This window comes from Litoreibacter ponti (assembly GCF_003054285.1).
Lineage (GTDB): Bacteria > Pseudomonadota > Alphaproteobacteria > Rhodobacterales > Rhodobacteraceae > Litoreibacter > Litoreibacter ponti.
Genome location: NZ_QBKS01000001.1, coordinates 1,170,370 through 1,186,915, shown reverse-complemented (window position 1 = coordinate 1,186,915; position 16,546 = coordinate 1,170,370). Strand labels below are relative to the sequence as shown.

The following is a 16,546-nucleotide window of genomic DNA, read 5'->3' as shown; positions in this document are numbered from 1 at the left end:
TCCCTGCGTCGGCCTGCGGACGTTTTCCACAGGTAGGGTGGATGTAGGGCATTTGCGCCCAGTGGTCAATCTGACAAGGGCGCGGGGAACCGGCTGCGCGCTTATGTCGTTGGCCTCGCATCACATCACAGGAGAACGACATGTCAGTGAACACCGGATCGGCCCGCTGGAGCGGCGGCTTGAAGGACGGCAAGGGCCAGGTTTCGACCGGGTCGGGCGCGCTCAGCGACCAGCCCTATGGCTTCAACACCCGTTTCGAGGACGAGCCGGGCACGAACCCCGAAGAGCTGATCGGGGCGGCGCACGCGTCGTGCTTTTCAATGGCGCTGTCGATGATCCTAGGCGAGCATGAGCTGACCGCCGACGAGATCAAGACCGTGGCGGAGGTGACGCTGGAACAAAAAGATGGCGGGTTCGCGGTCACCAAATCGCATCTGTTCGTCGCCGCGAAAGTGCCCGGCGCCAGCGAAGCGGCCTTCATGGACGCCGCAACGACGGCGAAAGAGAACTGTCCGATCTCGAAATTGCTCGACTGCGAGATCACGATGGATGCGGAACTGGTGAGCTAAGTTTTGGACTGCCGCGCTTAGCTGCGCGGCAGTCGCCGTGTGGCCACCAGCACACCGACCACGACCAACGCGGTCGCAACCCAGTTGATGCCCAGCCCGTTCTCTGCCCCCAGCCCGTTCATCGCCATCACCACGAGCCCCGCGCAGGTCATCACCGCGCCGAGCATGGCCCGTTTCGGGCCGGGGCGCGCCTCCGCCTTGGTGCGGCTGCCCGCCTCGAACCGGATGAAGAGCAGCACGAACGGGATCAGGACGAGCGTGAAGAGCGCCAGCCAGATCGGGCGCATGGCCCACCACAGGCCGGTTCCCGGGCTTTCGGTCAGGCCAACCCCGCCCAGCACATAGGCGGCAATGCCGACCACGATCAGCAGGGCAGTCATGTGCCACAGGTAGATCGACATGATCATCTGGTTGAGCACGATGACCATCGCCCAAGGCCGCGTGTTCAACAGCCATCGCTGCGCCAGCCCCGTCAGCAGCAGGATGATCCCGATCTGCACGCTGCCGACCGCCAGCATCGCCGTCGTGGGCGGGCGGGTGTTGGACATCTCTGCGCCCGGCACGCTGACCATGGCGACGGGGAAGCCGAATTGCACGATCAGCAGGTAAAGCCAGACAACGCCGATGGCGATGAAGGCCATGGCCCAGGTGCGCGAGCGCTGCGTCTCGCCCCACCAGTAGCCCAGCTGGTGCACGGCGAGCCAGACGAAGGCGTAGTTCGCCCAACGCAGCCATTGCTGATCTGCCCCAAAGGCGATGGCATCAACGGCGATGGCGCCAAGCACCAGAATGAGCACGGAATACAGCCCGAGCCTGTCCCAGAACGCGACCGTCAAAGGCACCGCCATGGTCATCACTATATAGACGGCGAGGAACCAGACCGGCACGAGTGCGGCCTGCGAGGCTGTAGAGATCAGCTCCACCGACATTCCCATCGCATGGGCGATCGCGCCCGCGACAGCCCAGGTCAGGACCACCGGCACAGTCGGTTTCAAGAGCCGCGACAGGCGCGCGGCGGCCCAGCTGCGCTTCTTTTCGGGGTCCTTGCGGGCGGAGGTCCATGATAGACCGTTTGAAAAGCCGCCCACAAAGAAGAAAACGGGCATCACCTGAAACAGCCAGGTGGCGTAATGGGTCCAGCGCTGCTCTTCCAGCAGGATTACGAAGTCGAGCGCGCCGTCCCTCATGACGCCTGCGACCAGCAGCCAGTGACCGAGGATCACGAACATGATCGCGATGGCACGGTAAAGATCGACGGCCCGGTTGCGGCTGTCGGGCGTACGTTCGGCCGCCCATGTGGCGGCGGCGAAGAGCCCCTTGGGCATCTTCTTTTCTGGCTGGGATGTGGTCACTGTCTCTGCTCTATCGGTTATTCTTAATTGGTTTCGGCCTCTTGCGGGCCAGTATTGCCGTGAAGGTAGCAGAATTGAGGCGTTGAAGCGACCATTGCGCGCAGCTCCCGCGATCTACCTGCTTTTGACCCTGCGCTGGCGCCGCCCGCATTCCGGGGCCGCCCCTTCAACAAAAAATGCGCCCCCTGGGGGACGCATCTAGGTCTCTCTTTGATCGAGGTGCTCAGGCTTTGCGCTTGCGCATCGCGCCAAGGCCGCCAAGACCTGCCAGCAGCAGCCAACCGGCCGCCGGAAGCGGAACCGGCTCTGGCTCATCGTCGCCCACGACAGCCTCACCCGCTCCGAAGGCTGCGGATCCGTTCTCGTTCGACAGGATGCCGATGATGCCAGAGGCCGGAACAGAGTTCGCAAAGCCGAAGAAGCCCGGCGCGCTTGTGAAGCCTGGCAGCAGCTCGCCGTCGGACGCTGTGAACCAGTTGAACACCGAGTCTTGGGTGTTGCCAGCTGCGGTCTCGAAAGAACCGAACAGGTCCTCGAAGGTCAAATCGCCGGTCGGCCCAGAGGCTGCGATCGCGGTGTCCCACTCAAACACGCTGATCTCAGTCGCATCGTAGCAGTAATTCGTCAGATTATCGGAGTAGCAGCCGAAAGTATCGCCGACGTCCTCGACGAAGGCTTCACTCAGCAAGCTGTTTGACACACCAAACGCGATCAGGTTTCCGTTCGTGTCGTTCTCAACCGAATAGTTGAATACGTTCGGATTATCGGTCGCCGTTTCGGTGACGTTCACGCTGCCTGTAAGGCCCGGCATGCCGTCGATCACCGCCGTTATGTTGATCGGACCAGCGTGAGCCGCTCCAACCGTCAACGCCAGTGCGGCTGTGGTCACAATAGATTTCATTTACATTTATCCCCTTACCCCTTTTACAACACAATCGCGCCCGGCGGGATTTCGACGGGCACGACTGACGTAAAGTAAGTCGAAAACGGTTGATCTGAAAAGAAATTAGTTAATGAAAGATCGTTTTTTCACGTTTCCGCGTGGGAAAACCGGGCGATCTCGCGCGATTGTTTCGAGATTGGAAACGCTAGACCATCATTTCCTTCGTCGCCGACAAAGTCACGTCGGGATAGTCCCGTGCCACGCGGTCGATGTCCCATTGCAGGCGCGTTAGGAAGACGACGTCGCCGTCATTGTCATGGCTGATATGCTGCTTGTTGGCGGCGATGAAGGCGTCGACTTTGTCCTTGGGGCCGGTGACCCAGCGGGCGGAGGTGAATTGCGAGGCCTCGAAGCGGACGGGCAGGCCGTATTCCAGCTCGATCCGGCTGGCTAGCACCTCGAACTGCAGCGCGCCGACGACGCCCACGATGAAGCCCGACCCGAAGGCGGGTTTGAAGACCTTGGCGGCCCCTTCCTCGGCAAACTGCATCAGCGCCTTTTCGAGGTGTTTTGCCTTCAGCGGGTCGCCCGCGCGGCAGGTCTGCAAGAGCTCCGGCGCGAAGGAGGGGATGCCCGTGGCGCGCACCATCTCGCCCTCGGTCAGCGTGTCGCCGATGCGCAACTGGCCGTGGTTGGGGATGCCCATGATGTCGCCCGCCCAAGCCTCCTCCGCCAGCTCGCGGTCGGAGGCGAGGAACAACACCGGGTTGGAAATCGCCATCGGCTTCTTCGAGCGCACATGGGTCAGCTTCATGCCGCGCTTGAAGTGGCCCGAGGCGAGGCGGACGAAGGCCACGCGGTCGCGGTGCTTGGGGTCCATGTTGGCTTGCACTTTGAAGACAAAGCCGCAGACCTTTGATTCCTCTGGCGAAATCTGGCGCGGCTCGGCTTTCTGGGGCTGCGGCTGGGGGCCGTATTCGGCGATGCCTTGCATCAGCTCTTGTACGCCGAAGGAATTGATGGCGGAGCCGAACCAGATCGGGGTCATTGTGCCGTCGAGCAGCGCCTGCTGATCGAAGGTGGGCAGCAATTCGCGCGCCATTTCAACCTCTTCGAGCAGCTTGTTCAACTCGGCCTCTGGCACGTGCTTGGCCAGCTCAGGGTCGTCCAGCCCGTTGATCTGAATGCTTTCGGCCACCTTGTTGCGGTCGGCGCGGTCCATCAGCTCCAGCCGGTCGTGGATCAGGTCGTAGCAGCCGAGGAAATCGCGGCCCATTCCGATGGGCCAGCTTGCGGGCGTCACGTCGATCGCCAGGTTTTCCTGAATTTCGTCAATGATCTCGAACGTGTCGCGGCTTTCGCGGTCCATTTTGTTGCAAAAGGTCAAGATCGGAAGGTCGCGCAGGCGGCAGACCTCGAAGAGTTTCTGCGTCTGGCTCTCCACGCCCTTGGCGCCGTCGATCACCATCACGGCTGCATCGACCGCCGTCAGGGTGCGGTAGGTGTCTTCCGAAAAATCCGAGTGGCCGGGCGTGTCCACTAGGTTGAAGCGGTAGTCCGTGCCCTGGTTCGAGAAATCAAACGACATGGCCGACGCCGAGACCGAGATGCCCCGGTCCTTCTCCATCTGCATGAAATCCGAGCGCGTGCGCCGCGCCTCGCCCTTGGCGCGCACCTGACCGGCCATCTGGATCGCACCGCCGTAGAGCAGGAACTTCTCCGTCAGGGTCGTCTTGCCCGCATCGGGGTGCGAGATGATGGCGAAGGTCCGGCGCCGGGCAATCTCGGGCGGCAATTCGGGCTGGTTGGAGGCGCGGTCTAACATGTGGCCCGATATAGGCCGGGTAGGCGGCTTCCGCAATCGGTCAGGTCTGCTGTCTTGATCGGGTGGGGCGACTCGGGACATGATGGGAACATTAATGGAACATGTGTGGGTGGATGCTATGGAACTGATGGAAATTGCAAACGAGCTTGTCGCTGGCTGCCGCGAGGGGCGCGAAGAGGCCAATCTCGACAAGCTCTACGCCCCCGATGCCGTCTCGGTCGAGGCGATGGACATGGGCAATGGCCGCGAGACGGTCGGGGTCGAAGGGATCAAGGGCAAACATGCGTGGTTCGGGTCGATGTACGAGATCCTCGACGGCACCGTGGGCGACCCTTTCCCCCATGGCCCGGATCGCTTCGCTGTGACATTCAACATGAAGGCGAAGAACAAGGAGACCGGGGTCGTCGAAGACATGGAAGAGGTCGCGCTCTATCACGTGGCCGACGGCAAGATCGTGCGGGAGGAATTCTTTTACACCGAGTAGCGCCCGCACGTGGCCCGGCCGCTTGGGCCAGCGGACCTATGCGTATTGCGGTATGGATTGGAGGTCAGGCGGGACGAACTCTTGCCGCGCTTGGTCAGAGAACAGCGTGTTGCGGTCGTAGTGCGTCAGCATGACATTCGGGTCGAGAAGTCGATCGTCGATTGCAATGAACGCGTCGAAGGACGTCGGCGCGACCGCCTTCACCATGAAGTGCTTGACCGCCTGCGTCCACGATAGGGTGAGGGTCTCGTGGTAGTGCGAGGCTGGCACCCCGTTGTCTTTCAGAAACTGGGAGAGCGATGACCGCATGCGCTTGCTCGCAGTTTCGGTGTCGCTTTCGCAGAGGTAGACGTAAACCAGTTTGAGGTGGTCGCGGTGGCTGAAATCGCTGGGTTTCACATCACCCGCCTCGAAGCGGTCCTTGAAATCCACGTCCTCGATTGACGGTCTGGCGGTCATAGCTGCTGCCCTGTTAGATTTCCGGCTTTGCCTAAGTTTATCGTATTTGGCCGATCATGGCGAGGCGCTGTTGGCCCTCCAGCTACGGGCGTTCTTGGTGTCGGGTGCCCATTGATCGACCATGGCGTCTGCTCGATCCGTGAATGGCATACCGCTGCCGGGTCCGCTCAGGCTTCGACACAGCTCGCAATATCCACGGTTTTCGCCTGCTCCGCAGCGTCATAGGCCGCCAACGCCAAGGTCATGGTCTTCAGGTTGTCTTCGCCCGACGGGTGCGGCTCTGCGCGGCCATTCATCACGTCGATCGCGTGTCGTTGGAAGTTCATGACGCTGTCCTGCACGCAATGCCATGGCTTCGCGCCCCAGTCGGGCACCTCGGCGTCTGCGTTGCGGGTCACTGCACCCGAGGTCGAGTGAACCGTCAGCTGATTGTAGCGGTCCAGATGAAGCGTGCCTTCGCTGCCTTCGATTACGGCGGCGGTGTTTGGGAACGGCTCCGGGCTGAATTTGCTGTAGAACGAGCAATCGCAGATGCAGGTGGCGCCGGTTTCCATTTTCATCAACGCAGTGAAGGCATCCTCGCCGCGCACTGCCGGGTTCAGGCTTTGCGTCGAACAGGACAGGCTCGCGGCCTCGCCCATGAAGTGGCGCGCAACATCGAACAGGTGAAGGCCCACATCCATGATCGCGAACCGCTCGATCTCGGCCAGATAGGGCTGATTGACGTAATTGTCGTACCCGTGTCGAAAGCTGAAATGCGCGAAATGCGGGGGTCCGATGACGCCCTCCTCAATCAGCGCTTTCATGTCGAGGAACGGTTTTTGCCAGCGAAAATTCTCGTGGACGATGAGATGGGCGCCTGCGTCTTTTGCCGCATCGACCATCGCTTGGGCATCGGCCATCGTTTCGGCAAAGGGCTTTTGGCAAATGACCGTCTTCGCATGGCTGCTGGCCAGTTTCACCAGGGGCAAATGGGAGTCGACCGTGGTCACCACATCGACGAAGTCGAGCGTTTCGTTCCGGAATAGCTCCTCTGGACTGTCGTAGACCCGGGCAATCCCAAAACGCGCGGCCATCGCCTTAGCCTTGGCAAGGTCCAGATCGCAGACCGCAACGATTTCAGCGCCGTCAAGCGCGCCCCAGGCATTCATGTGGTTCTGCGCGAAAAAGCCACAACCGATGAGTGCGCCCTGCATGTTTTGCGTCATATGCGCGTCCCTTATCTTCCTGTCCCGCCGTGTCACTGTGCAAAGTTTGAGGCGTCAACGCCACATGCGCAAGCCAAGCATAGACCGAAAATAGCGTGGATAAATCAAGGTCAGCCCGCCGGCTGAAGGGCGCTGAAATCCGATTGTCCGACGATTTAAGATGCGCGCTAGAGCCGGCCGGTCTGCTTCAGCAGGTTCGCGGCGTCCTTGCTTTCCAACGGCACGCGGCTGAACTTCGGCTCAGTGATGCCGAGGTCGGGGAAGAGGTCGAGCACCTCGTTTGCCACGTCCTCCGGCAGACCGTTCAGGATCTGCTGGGACATGTGCAGGCTCTCGGTCGGGACGCCCTCGGCGTAGAGGATCTGGTGCTGGTCGAAGACAAGCTGGGTGTATTCTACAAAGCCGCCCTTGCGGATGAAGATCGTGTCGTCATTGACCAGATCGGCGGCGCGGATGAGCACGTCGCGCGAGCCGACCATGACTTCGGCCCGCCAGTCGGAGACGAGCATGCGATGCTGCTGGCTGACGGTGATGTTCTCGGCATTGCCCATGGCGCCGTGGCTGATCACGACGGGGGCAAAATCGCCCGCGCCCTGCACGGTGCGGGTGCCGATCCAGCGGATCGGCTGCATACCGTTGTCGCGGGTCAGAACGCGGTCACCGACCTGCAGCTGCTCGACCGGGCGCTGGGAGCCGTCGGACATGGTGATCCGCGTGCCGCGCCCGAAGCTCATGCCGGTGAGATCCGCGAGCGGGATCTCGCGGGGCGCGTCGAACGCCTCGATCAGGGTGTATTCCACGCCCGGCTCAATCGGCCCGAGCGGGTAGACATAGTGGCGGGCAATTGGCGCATCGCAGGCAATGATCAGCACATCCACCGAGGCCCCGATCTGGGTCATGAAGGTCAGGCGCGCCGCGATATGGGTGCGGGTGCCGGGCACCTCGATTTGGCTGCCGGGGCTTACCGAGAACAGCGGGCGGGTTCCGGTCTTGCCCTCGACCTCGGACAGGTCCATCGCGAAAATCTGGGCGGTGCGTCTCAGGGCATAGCCATCGCCAAGGCAGATCGTGTCCAGCCCGCCCACAGGGTCGCCATGGTTCACGCCATTGGTCACGCGGAACTGGTCCGCGGGATAGACCGCAAAGGCGTGATTGGCGACGAAGTCGGCCGGCAGGTGATGAGACATGTGGCAGCTCACTGATTAACAACGGTCGGGTGGCTTCGCCCTGAGTGTTGCCGATACGCCCCCACGCACCTTGCTCTACCCAAGACAGTCCCCACCGCCATAGTTACGACACGATTAAAGAATGCCGGACAATTTGCAACGTTTTCAGGGGAAACAGGGTAAATGTGACGCAGAATCGGGAGCTTTGAGAAACAATGACGGGGTCGGAAGGGTGTTTGACCGGCATGATCCCGAAACCGGTTCCAATATTAACCAAATCCCGCGAATCGAGATGAAATTGTCCGAGCCCTTCCGGCGCGCGCGGCGGAGTGCTACGCAGAGCGGGATTTTTCGACCCATAGACCACAGGAAGAAGGAGAGCGACATGGATCTCGGCATCAAAGGCAAGCGCGCATTGGTCTGCGCGTCCAGCAAGGGCCTGGGGCTTGGCTGCGCGGAAGCGCTGGCGGAGGCGGGCGTGCACCTGACGATGAACGCGCGCAGCGCCGGGCCTCTCGAAGAGGCAGCCCAGGACATCCGCGACCGCTTCGGGGTCGAGGTCACCGCGGTCGCGGCTGACATCACCACGCCGGACGGGCGCGAGGATGTGCTGGCCGCCGCGGGCCAGATCGACATTCTGGTGACCAATGCGGGCGGCCCGCCGCCGGGCCTGTGGTCCGACTGGTCGCGCGAGGATTTCATCGCGGCGCTGGATGCGAACATGCTGACGCCGATCGCGCTGATGACCGAAATCCTGCCCCACATGATGCAGCGTGGCTGGGGCCGGGTGGTCAACATCACCTCGCAATCCGTAAAAGCACCGATCGGCGTGCTTGGTCTGTCGAATGCGGCGCGCACCGGACTGACGGGATATGTCGCGGGCACCGCGCGGCAGGTCGCGCCTCATGGCGTGACGATCAACAACCTGCTGCCGGGCATCCATGCGACTGACCGGGCCGTGTCGCTCGACAGCGGTGTGAGCCAGCAGCAAAACATCTCGATGGAGGAGGCGCGCGCGCAGCGCGAGGCCACGATCCCCGCGCGCCGCTACGGCACGCGGGAAGAGTTCGGCGCGATGTGTGCCTTCATATGCTCGCAGCATGCGGGCTTCATGGTGGCGCAGAACGTACTGCTCGATGGTGGGGCCACGAACTTCACCATCTGACTTAATCGTGACAAGCGAAGGGGTTACGGGGCCTCGCCTTATGGGCGGGGCCTTGCTATGAGCCGCGTCGAGTTACCCAGAAGGACCCCCGCACATGATCAGCCTCTACGTCATTGGCGCCTTCGCGGCGGTCGTTATCCTGTCTTTCCTGATGGCCCCGCGCCGCGCGTCGGTGGAAGGGTTTTTCGAGGGGCAGTTGGCAGGCCGTGCGCCGGGGCTGTGGACGCTGGTGCTGAGCCAGGTGACCACGTGGATCTTCGCACGCTCGCTGATGAATTCGGCCATCCTCGGCTACTACTACGGCGCGCCGGGCACGCTGGCCTACGCGGCCTATTACTTGTCCTTCCTGACCGGCGGCTACATCATCGGCGAGCTGCGCGCGCGCGATGCGACATCGGTGCAGGACTGGCTTGGGGCGCGGTTCGGAGCGGCGGGCATGGGGACCTATAACGTGGTCATCGCGCTGCGCCTCCTGTCAGAGGTCTTCGCGAACCTGCTGGTCGTGGGGCTGGTCTTTTCGGCCGTGATGCCGGATGCCCCGTGGTCGGGGACGGCCGCGATTGTGGTCGTGGCGGTGCTCGGGCTGGGCTATTCCGCATGGGGCGGGTTGAGCGCCGCCCTGCGCACGGATGTCGTGCAAATGGTCGTGTTTCTGGCCGTGTTCGGGGTGGCGTTTGTCTACCTTGTGGCCTCGCCCGGGTTCTCTCTCGCCGCGATTGTCACGTCTGAGGGCGCGTCCGGCACGCGGCAGGGCTGGGTTCTGCTGGCGGTGGCGCTGCTGCAGGTGTTCTCTTACCCGGCCCATGATCCGGTGATGATGGATCGCGGCTTTATCGCGGACCGCAAGACCACGCGGGCGTCTTTCCTGCATGCGTTCTGGCTGTCGGCGCTTTGCATTCTGGCCTTCGGGGTCTTCGGCATCCATGCGGCCAATCTGGGCGCGGCTTACGAGGGGCAGTTGCTGAACACATGGGCGGGCATGTTCCCGACCTGGGTCTATGTCGCGCTGCTGGTGTCGCTGCTGGTCTCGGCCCTGTCGACGCTGGACTCGGCGCTGTCATCTGCGGCGCGCTTGTCGGTGGAAGAGCTGCGCTTGGCCCCGCGCACCTTGGGCGGCGGGCGCGTGGCGATGCTGGTCTTCATGGTTGCGGGCGGCGCGTTGACGCTTTGGGGCAATGCGACGCTGTTTGACGCAGTGGCGGTCAGCGGCACGGCGTCGATGTTCCTGACGCCGGTGATGGTCGCTGTCTTCGGGCTGGGCTGGTCGGTGCCGCTGTGGTCGTACCTCGTCAGCTTCGCCGCGGCCATTCTGGGAGCTGCGGCTTACTTTTTGCGCGGGGCGGAGTGGATGGCGGCTTTGCTGCCCGACGCGCCGAAATACGAGCAGCTTTTCGTGATCTGCGTCGTCGTTCTGGTGGTGGGCTTTGGCGCTGTGACCCTTGGCAGGGTTGCGGGGCGCGCGGGGGGCTGATAGCAGGTTTCCGATTGTTTTGATCGGGAAAGCGCTGTGACGCCGCGGCTGGAGCTTCGACATATCTGCAAGAGTTTCGCGGGACGGCAGGTCGTGGACGACCTGTCGCTGAGCGTCGCGCCGGGGCAGGTGACTTGTCTGCTGGGGCCGTCGGGCTGCGGCAAATCCACGACACTACGCATTCTGGCGGGGGTCGAGCGGCAGGACTCGGGCGAGATTTACGTCGATGGCGAGATCATCTGCGGGCCGCTGACCGAGACCGCGCCGGAGCACCGCTCGATCGGGTTGATGTTTCAGGATTTCGCGCTGTTCCCGCATCTGGATGTAGCGGGAAATGTGGGCTTTGGCCTGCCCAAGAATGAGATGAGCCGCGTCGGAGAGCTACTTGAAAAGGTTGGGCTTTCCGGGTTTGAGGGTAAATATCCGCACGAGCTGTCGGGCGGCGAGCAACAACGTGTGGCGCTGGCCCGCGCGCTGGCGCCGCGCCCAAAGATCATGCTGATGGACGAGCCGTTTTCTGGCCTTGATGACCGGCTCCGCGACGGCATCCGGGACGAGACATTGTCCGTGCTGAAGGACGAAGGCACGGCCGTGCTGCTGGTCACCCACGAGCCCCACGAGGCGATGCGCATGGCCGATGAGATCGCGCTGATGCGCGCCGGTCGGATCGTGCAGCAGGGCAACCCGTACAACATCTACAACGCGCCGGTGGACAAGCAGGCGGCGGCGTTTTTCAGCGATATCAACGTGATCCGTGGCCAGAGCAATGGGGCGCTGACAGAGACCCCGTTCGGGCAGTTCCTGACGCCGGGCCATGCGGATGGGGCCGCGGTGGAGATCGTGATCCGCCCGCAGCATCTCAAGATCGACTTCGACCGCTCCGGTCAGGGGCCGAACCCCACGCCGTCTGACGGCACGCCCGCCCGCGCGTTGGTGGAGCGCGCGCGGTTCATGGGGCGTGAGAGCCTTGTGGAGCTGCGGATGGATTTCGACGGCTCGGTGCTGAAAGCCACGGTCCCGGCGGTGTTCCTGCCCAAGCCCGGCACAGTCTTGTGGCTGACGATGCGCCGCGACCGCTGCTTCGTCTTCGGCACACCGCCTGCACAGGCCGCGGCGGAGTAGCGCCTAGCGCGTGACGCGCAGGGCGTCGAGCCCGTGGAAATGGTAGGCATTCGAATAGTTTGGTCGGCTTTCGAGGCGCAGGTTTGGGCATCGCTCAAACAACACACGCATCCCGATCTCCAGCTCCAGCCGTGCGAGCGGCGCGCCCACGCAGAAATGCAGGCCCGCGCCGAAGCTGGTATGCGCGGGGCCGCTGCGCGTGGGATCAAAGCGGCCGGGGTCTGGGTAGACATCCGGGTCTCGATTGGCAGCGCCAAGGAGCAGGCCCACCTGATCGCCACGGGCGAAGCGGTGGCCATGCAGCTCGATCTCATCCAGCGCGTAGCGGGTGAACATGTGCAGGGGCGGGTCGTGGCGCAGAACTTCCTCTGTGTAGCCGTCGCTGCCATCGGGGATGCAGCCCGTCTCGAGCGCGGTTTTCACCCCGTTGCCGAGCGTGTGCACCGTGGCCTCGTGGCCCGCGTTCAAAAGCAGGATGCAGGTGGTGATCAGCTCCGGGGTCGAGAGTTTTTCGCCATCTTCCTCCGCCGCGATCAGGTGCGTGATCAGGTCATCTGCGAGGTCGGCGCGGCGGGCGTCGATATAGGTTGCGAGGTAGGTGGAGAACTCCCCAGCGACGCGGGCGGCGGCGTCTTCGTCCGCGCGGCTACGCCCGGCCATGTACATGCGCACCATGGCGTTGGACCACGTGAGCAGCTGGGGGGCTTTGTCCTCCGGCACGCCCAGGAGCCGCGCGATGATGATTACCGGCAAGTGGCGCGCGTAGTGGTCGAGCAAGTTGAAAGGCCCGTCTGGGAAGGCGTCGATCAGCCGGTGGCTGAGCGCCTCGATCTCGGGCGCAAGCTCCTTGATCCTGCGTGAGGTGAACGCGCGCAGCACGAGGCCGCGCAGGCGGGTGTGGCGGGGCGGCTCGAGCTCGAGCATCGAGTGATCCTCGACCGCATAGAACGGTTTGAGATGGTCCGGCACGGGGGCGGGGTTTGGGTTTTCGCGCCCGAAGCGGCGGTCGCGCAGAAGCTGCGAGACGACGGCGTGCGAGGCCGCCACGGGCATGGCATAGTCATCCCACCAGATGAGTGGCCCTAGCGGGCGGATTTGGTCGTAGAACGGGTAGGGGTTCTGGTTGAGGCCCCGGTCAGTGGGTGACTGTTGGACCTGTGGCAAGCCATTGGGATGTTTGAGTATTTTTGCCAAAACGAAGCCAGAGACGCTTCAGGCGTTCTCGAGCGCCGTGATGATGCCCGAGAAGTCTGCGGCCTTCAGTGATGCACCGCCCACCAGCGCGCCGTCCACGTTGGAGACGGCGAAAATGTCGTCGGCATTGCTGGGCTTCACGGAGCCTCCGTAAAGGATACGAATGCCGCGGCCCACGCCCGCGCCGTAGCGGGCTTCGAGTTTGGAGCGGATATAATCATGCACCTCGCCGATCTGGTCGAGTGTCGGGATCTTGCCCGTGCCGATGGCCCAGATCGGCTCGTAGGCGATGACGGTATTCTCGGCGGTCAGGATGTCGGGCAGGGAGCCTGCGAGCTGGCCCGCGATGATCTCGAGCGTATTGGCGGCCTCGCGCTCTTCAAGGCTCTCGCCGATGCAGATAATGACCTTGAGGTCAGCGGCGAGCGCCGCGCGGGCCTTGGCGCGCACATCCTCGTCATCCTCCCCGTGATCGGTGCGCCGCTCGGAATGGCCGAGGATCACATGGGAGGCGCCCGCATCCTTCAACATCGGGGCGGAGATGTCGCCGGTATGCGGGCCGCTCTCAGACGCGTGGCAATCCTGGCCCGCCACCTGCAGCGGATGATCGGCGGCGCTGACGACCATGGCCGAGATCAGCGTGGCCGGGGGGGCGATGACCAGATCGACGGACGGATCGGGGTGCGCGGTGCGCAGGGCGTCGATCTCTGCCAATTGGGCGCTGAGCCCGTTCATCTTCCAGTTTCCGGCGGCCAGTTTTCTGCGCATGACATCTCCCTTCGGTTGGCTTGCAACGTCGCAAAGGGTAGAGCGAAGGGCAAGGGAGTAATGGGGAGAGAGCGATGATCCCGAGAATTGATGCGCAGGCGCTGGCGGCGGGGGACCCAGGCGCGGTGGCGGCCACGAAGGCGGGCGCGCAGGAGATCGGGTTTCTGACGGTCTACAACACCGCCCTGACCGCGGCGGAGGTCGAGGCGGCGCTTGATGCCTATCGCGGCTTTTTCAAATTGCCGGTGGCGCTGAAAGAAGCGGTGAACATGGACCGCACCAAGTCGAACCGGGGCTGGGGCGCGCAGGGGTCAGAGCAGGTCGATCCGGACGCCAACCCCGACTACAAGCAGGTCTTCGATTGCGGCTTTGAGCTGCCCGCAGGCCACCCGCTGGCCGCGCGCGATCTGAAGGTTTACGCGGCGAACCAATGGCCGGATGGGATGCCTGCGTTTCAGCGGCGGATCAGTGATTATTACGCGAAATCGCTGGTGGTGGCGAAGGCGCTGCTGGGCGACATTATCGCCGCGGTGGGCGGGGATGCGCGCTATTTCGAGGACGCGTTCAGCGCGCCGATGGCGCTGTTGCGCGGGAACTACTATCCCGAGCGCCCGGCCTGGGCGGGGGAGAAGGATTTCGGTATCGCGACCCATACCGATTACGGTTGCCTGACGCTGCTGGCGACCGATGGCTCGCCGGGGCTGGAGGTGCGCAAGCGCGGGGGCGGGTGGATTCCGGTTTCGGCCCCGCCGGGGGAGTTCGTGATCAATTTCGGCGAGATGATCGAGATGTGGACGAACGGGGCCGTGCGTGCGACGCCGCACAGAGTCGTGGGGGGCGATGCGGAGCGGCTGTCGATCCCGCTGTTTTTCAACCCGAATTACGACGTGAATGTCGCGCCGATTGGCTCAGGCGAGGTGATCGAGGCGGGTGTGCATCTGACCAAGCGCTTCAACGAGACCTATGTGCATCTCAAAGGTGACTGAGCGCGCGGCGGGCGAGCGCTTGCGCCTCGGCGGGGTCATCGAGGAACTGGTCGGGGATTGACCAGTAGGGCATGGACGTCACCTTGCCGTTGTCGCGGGTGTAGGTCCAACGCACCCCGCCAAGCTCTTCAATTTCCTGCTGAAATTCGCCTGCGCCTTTGATGAACAGCGTGCCGTCGGAGTAGAGCAGGGCGAAGATCGTGCCCTCGGAATACAGGCACAGCCCGCCCATCATCTTGCGGGTTGTGATGGCGGGCAGGCCGTCGAAGAGCTCGAGTGCGAAGGCGATATCCGCCTCCGACACGCTCATTTCTTGGCGAAGAGGGCGTCGTCGAACTTGATCGACTCGCCGCAGCCGCAGGCCTCGGAGACGTTGGGGTTGATGAACTTGAACCCGCTCTCCAGCAGTGAGGTTTCGTAGTCGATCTGGGTGCCGAAGAGGAACATCTGCGCCATCGGGGCGATCACCACGCGGGCGCCGTCCTGCTCAACCACTTCGTCGTGCTCGCCGAGCTCGTCGATGTAGTCCATCGTGTATTCCATGCCCGCGCAGCCGCCCTTTTTGACGCCGATTTTCAGCGCCGTGTGGCCGTCCTTCTCCATCAGTCGGGCGATATGTGCCGCGGCTTTTGGGGTTAGGGTAACTGCTTGTTTTCCGGGGATAAACATCACATGAATCCCAATTCCAGGCGGGCCTCGTCGGACATCATTTCCATGCCCCAGGGCGGGTCCCAGGTGATCTCGACATCGACCTGTTTGATGCCGTCGAGCGGCTCCACGGCCTCTGCCAGCCAACCGGGCATTTCACCTGCCACGGGGCAGCCGGGGGCTGTCAGGGTCATCACGATGGACACCTCGTTCTGATCCGAGATATCGATCGTGTAGACCAGTCCCAGATCATAGATATTCACTGGAATTTCAGGGTCATAGACGGAGCGACAGGCCTCGACCACGTTGTCGTAGAGCGGGTGATCCGTCGAGGAGGGCTTGATCAGCGGCGTGCCCTCGAGGTTTTCGGTCGGCTGGTTCATCTGGGTCATCCATCGGGGATTGTTGAGTAAAGATATAAGGATTGCGCGAAGGTTCGTCCAGAGGCGCACCAAGGGCTTTTTGACGCCCCGAAAGGGCGGTCGGATACCTGTCGGCTTTGCGTCGGCTTTCTGTCGGACCCTGCGTGCGCTACTCTGGCGAAAGTGCAACGCAGGAGCGGCGGATGCTGATCCCTATCGGCCCGAAGATCTGGATATGCGACGGCCCCGACATCGTGGCCGCGGCGGGATTTCACTATCCGACGCGCATGGTGGTGATCGCCTTAAAGTCGGGCCTGTTCGTCTGGTCCCCCATCGCGCCGACATCGGGGCTGCTGGAAGCGATGCGCGAGCTGGGCGATGTGCGCTACCTGATCGCGCCGAACCATCTGCACCACATGGCGATGCCCGCGTGGGCGCGGGCGTTCCCGGAAGCTGCTGTTTATGGCGCGCCGGGCGTCGGCGCCAAGCGGCCGGAACTCGACATAACGGAAATGACCGACCGACCGGGGCCGTGGCAAAGCGACCTCGCGCAGGTTCTGTTGCCGAACCGGATCAGTGACGAGATTGCCTTCTTCCACCGCGAAAGCGGGACGGTGCTGATCTGCGATCTGCTCCAGCAGATGCCGAAAGGCTGGTTCTCGGGCTGGCGTGCGCTGGTGGCGCGGCTTGATCTGATGACGGCGGACGCGCCGCAGGTGCCGCGCAAATTCCGGCTGGCCCTGGGCCGCGGCGTGGTGATCCGCGAGGCGGTCGGACGGATGTTGGACTGGCCCGCAGAGCGGGTGGTGATGGCCCATGGACCGGTGATCGAGCGCGATGGGCAGGCGTTTCTGAAACGCAGCTTCAAATGGCTGACCGGCTAG

18 protein-coding genes are annotated in these 16,546 nt (G+C 63.2%); 7 read left to right on the top strand and 11 right to left on the bottom strand.

Features of this window, described 5'->3' with window-relative positions; translation table 11 throughout:
- Positions 1 to 140 precede the first annotated feature (140 nt).
- Entirely contained in the window at positions 141 to 569 is a 429-nt protein-coding gene (locus C8N43_RS05935; RefSeq protein WP_107844720.1) for an OsmC family protein, read from the top strand.
- A 17-nt stretch (positions 570 to 586) separates the two neighbouring features.
- Here the strand turns inward: C8N43_RS05935 and C8N43_RS05930 are convergent, their stop codons facing one another.
- The 3 genes from C8N43_RS05930 to C8N43_RS05920 form a co-directional block, all read right to left on the bottom strand.
- Positions 587 to 1,921 (bottom strand): acyltransferase family protein, encoded by a 1,335-nt coding sequence (locus C8N43_RS05930; protein WP_146174167.1) that lies wholly within the window; start codon positions 1,919 to 1,921, stop codon positions 587 to 589.
- A gap of 223 nt (positions 1,922 to 2,144) precedes the next feature.
- Positions 2,145 to 2,822: a VPLPA-CTERM sorting domain-containing protein gene (locus C8N43_RS19790; RefSeq protein WP_245912918.1), complete on the bottom strand. Its 678-nt coding sequence runs from the start codon at positions 2,820 to 2,822 to the stop codon at positions 2,145 to 2,147.
- Positions 2,823 to 3,009: 187 nt separating this feature from the next.
- A complete protein-coding gene (locus C8N43_RS05920) occupies positions 3,010 to 4,629 on the bottom strand; it encodes a peptide chain release factor 3 (protein ID WP_107844718.1) in 1,620 nt (539 codons plus the stop codon).
- A 79-nt stretch (positions 4,630 to 4,708) separates the two neighbouring features.
- Here C8N43_RS05920 and C8N43_RS05915 point away from each other — a divergent pair, with 79 nt between their 5' ends.
- Positions 4,709 to 5,113 (top strand): SnoaL-like domain-containing protein, encoded by a 405-nt coding sequence (locus C8N43_RS05915; protein WP_342748709.1) that lies wholly within the window; start codon positions 4,709 to 4,711, stop codon positions 5,111 to 5,113.
- Between the two features lie 36 nt (positions 5,114 to 5,149).
- Here the strand turns inward: C8N43_RS05915 and C8N43_RS05910 are convergent, their stop codons facing one another.
- From C8N43_RS05910 to C8N43_RS05900, 3 genes are all read right to left on the bottom strand, one after another.
- Positions 5,150 to 5,572 carry a hypothetical protein gene (locus C8N43_RS05910; protein WP_107844717.1) on the bottom strand — a complete coding sequence of 141 codons (423 nt, stop codon included), beginning with the start codon at positions 5,570 to 5,572 and terminating at the stop codon, positions 5,150 to 5,152.
- A 167-nt stretch (positions 5,573 to 5,739) separates the two neighbouring features.
- Positions 5,740 to 6,780: a Gfo/Idh/MocA family protein gene (locus C8N43_RS05905; RefSeq protein WP_107844716.1), complete on the bottom strand. Its 1,041-nt coding sequence runs from the start codon at positions 6,778 to 6,780 to the stop codon at positions 5,740 to 5,742.
- Between the two features lie 167 nt (positions 6,781 to 6,947).
- The gene (locus C8N43_RS05900) at positions 6,948 to 7,967 is read right to left on the bottom strand and encodes a Hint domain-containing protein (RefSeq protein WP_107844715.1); all 1,020 of its coding nucleotides are present in this window, start codon (positions 7,965 to 7,967) and stop codon (positions 6,948 to 6,950) included.
- A gap of 364 nt (positions 7,968 to 8,331) precedes the next feature.
- Between C8N43_RS05900 and C8N43_RS05895 the strand changes: the two genes are divergently transcribed.
- The 3 genes from C8N43_RS05895 (at position 8,332) to C8N43_RS05885 (ending at position 11,704) form a co-directional block, all read left to right on the top strand.
- Complete coding sequence (locus tag C8N43_RS05895) at positions 8,332 to 9,111, top strand: SDR family oxidoreductase (RefSeq protein ID WP_107844714.1); 780 nt, start codon at positions 8,332 to 8,334, stop codon at positions 9,109 to 9,111.
- A 94-nt stretch (positions 9,112 to 9,205) separates the two neighbouring features.
- Positions 9,206 to 10,582 (top strand): SLC5/6 family protein, encoded by a 1,377-nt coding sequence (locus tag C8N43_RS05890; RefSeq protein ID WP_107844713.1) that lies wholly within the window; start codon positions 9,206 to 9,208, stop codon positions 10,580 to 10,582.
- A 36-nt stretch (positions 10,583 to 10,618) separates the two neighbouring features.
- Positions 10,619 to 11,704, top strand: a complete 1,086-nt coding sequence (locus C8N43_RS05885) for an ABC transporter ATP-binding protein (RefSeq protein WP_245912916.1) — start codon at positions 10,619 to 10,621, stop codon at positions 11,702 to 11,704.
- A gap of 3 nt (positions 11,705 to 11,707) precedes the next feature.
- Here the strand turns inward: C8N43_RS05885 and C8N43_RS05880 are convergent, their stop codons facing one another.
- Together C8N43_RS05880 and tpiA are read right to left on the bottom strand one after the other, a co-directional pair.
- On the bottom strand, positions 11,708 to 12,868 hold the full coding sequence (locus C8N43_RS05880; protein WP_107844712.1) for a cytochrome P450: 1,161 nt from the start codon (positions 12,866 to 12,868) through the stop codon (positions 11,708 to 11,710).
- Between the two features lie 48 nt (positions 12,869 to 12,916).
- On the bottom strand, positions 12,917 to 13,666 hold the full coding sequence (tpiA, locus tag C8N43_RS05875; protein WP_107844711.1) for a triose-phosphate isomerase: 750 nt from the start codon (positions 13,664 to 13,666) through the stop codon (positions 12,917 to 12,919).
- Positions 13,667 to 13,740: 74 nt separating this feature from the next.
- Here tpiA and C8N43_RS05870 point away from each other — a divergent pair, with 74 nt between their 5' ends.
- A complete protein-coding gene (locus C8N43_RS05870; RefSeq protein ID WP_107844710.1) occupies positions 13,741 to 14,652 on the top strand; it encodes an isopenicillin N synthase family dioxygenase in 912 nt (303 codons plus the stop codon).
- Here the strand turns inward: C8N43_RS05870 and C8N43_RS05865 are convergent.
- From C8N43_RS05865 to C8N43_RS05855, 3 genes are read right to left on the bottom strand one after another with little or no spacing between them, the layout of a single operon-like run.
- On the bottom strand, positions 14,639 to 14,962 hold the full coding sequence (locus C8N43_RS05865) for a TfoX/Sxy family protein (RefSeq protein WP_107844709.1): 324 nt from the start codon (positions 14,960 to 14,962) through the stop codon (positions 14,639 to 14,641). The two genes, C8N43_RS05870 and C8N43_RS05865, sit on opposite strands and share 14 nt — an antisense overlap.
- Positions 14,959 to 15,321 (bottom strand): HesB/IscA family protein, encoded by a 363-nt coding sequence (locus C8N43_RS05860; RefSeq protein WP_107844708.1) that lies wholly within the window; start codon positions 15,319 to 15,321, stop codon positions 14,959 to 14,961. The genes C8N43_RS05865 and C8N43_RS05860 overlap by 4 nt, the downstream gene beginning before the upstream one ends.
- Positions 15,321 to 15,683 (bottom strand): SUF system Fe-S cluster assembly protein, encoded by a 363-nt coding sequence (locus tag C8N43_RS05855; RefSeq protein ID WP_107844707.1) that lies wholly within the window; start codon positions 15,681 to 15,683, stop codon positions 15,321 to 15,323. Before C8N43_RS05855 ends, C8N43_RS05860 begins: the two co-directional genes overlap by 1 nt.
- Positions 15,684 to 15,865: 182 nt before the next feature.
- Here C8N43_RS05855 and C8N43_RS05850 point away from each other — a divergent pair, with 182 nt between their 5' ends.
- Positions 15,866 to 16,546: a DUF4336 domain-containing protein gene (locus tag C8N43_RS05850; protein WP_107844706.1), complete on the top strand. Its 681-nt coding sequence runs from the start codon at positions 15,866 to 15,868 to the stop codon at positions 16,544 to 16,546.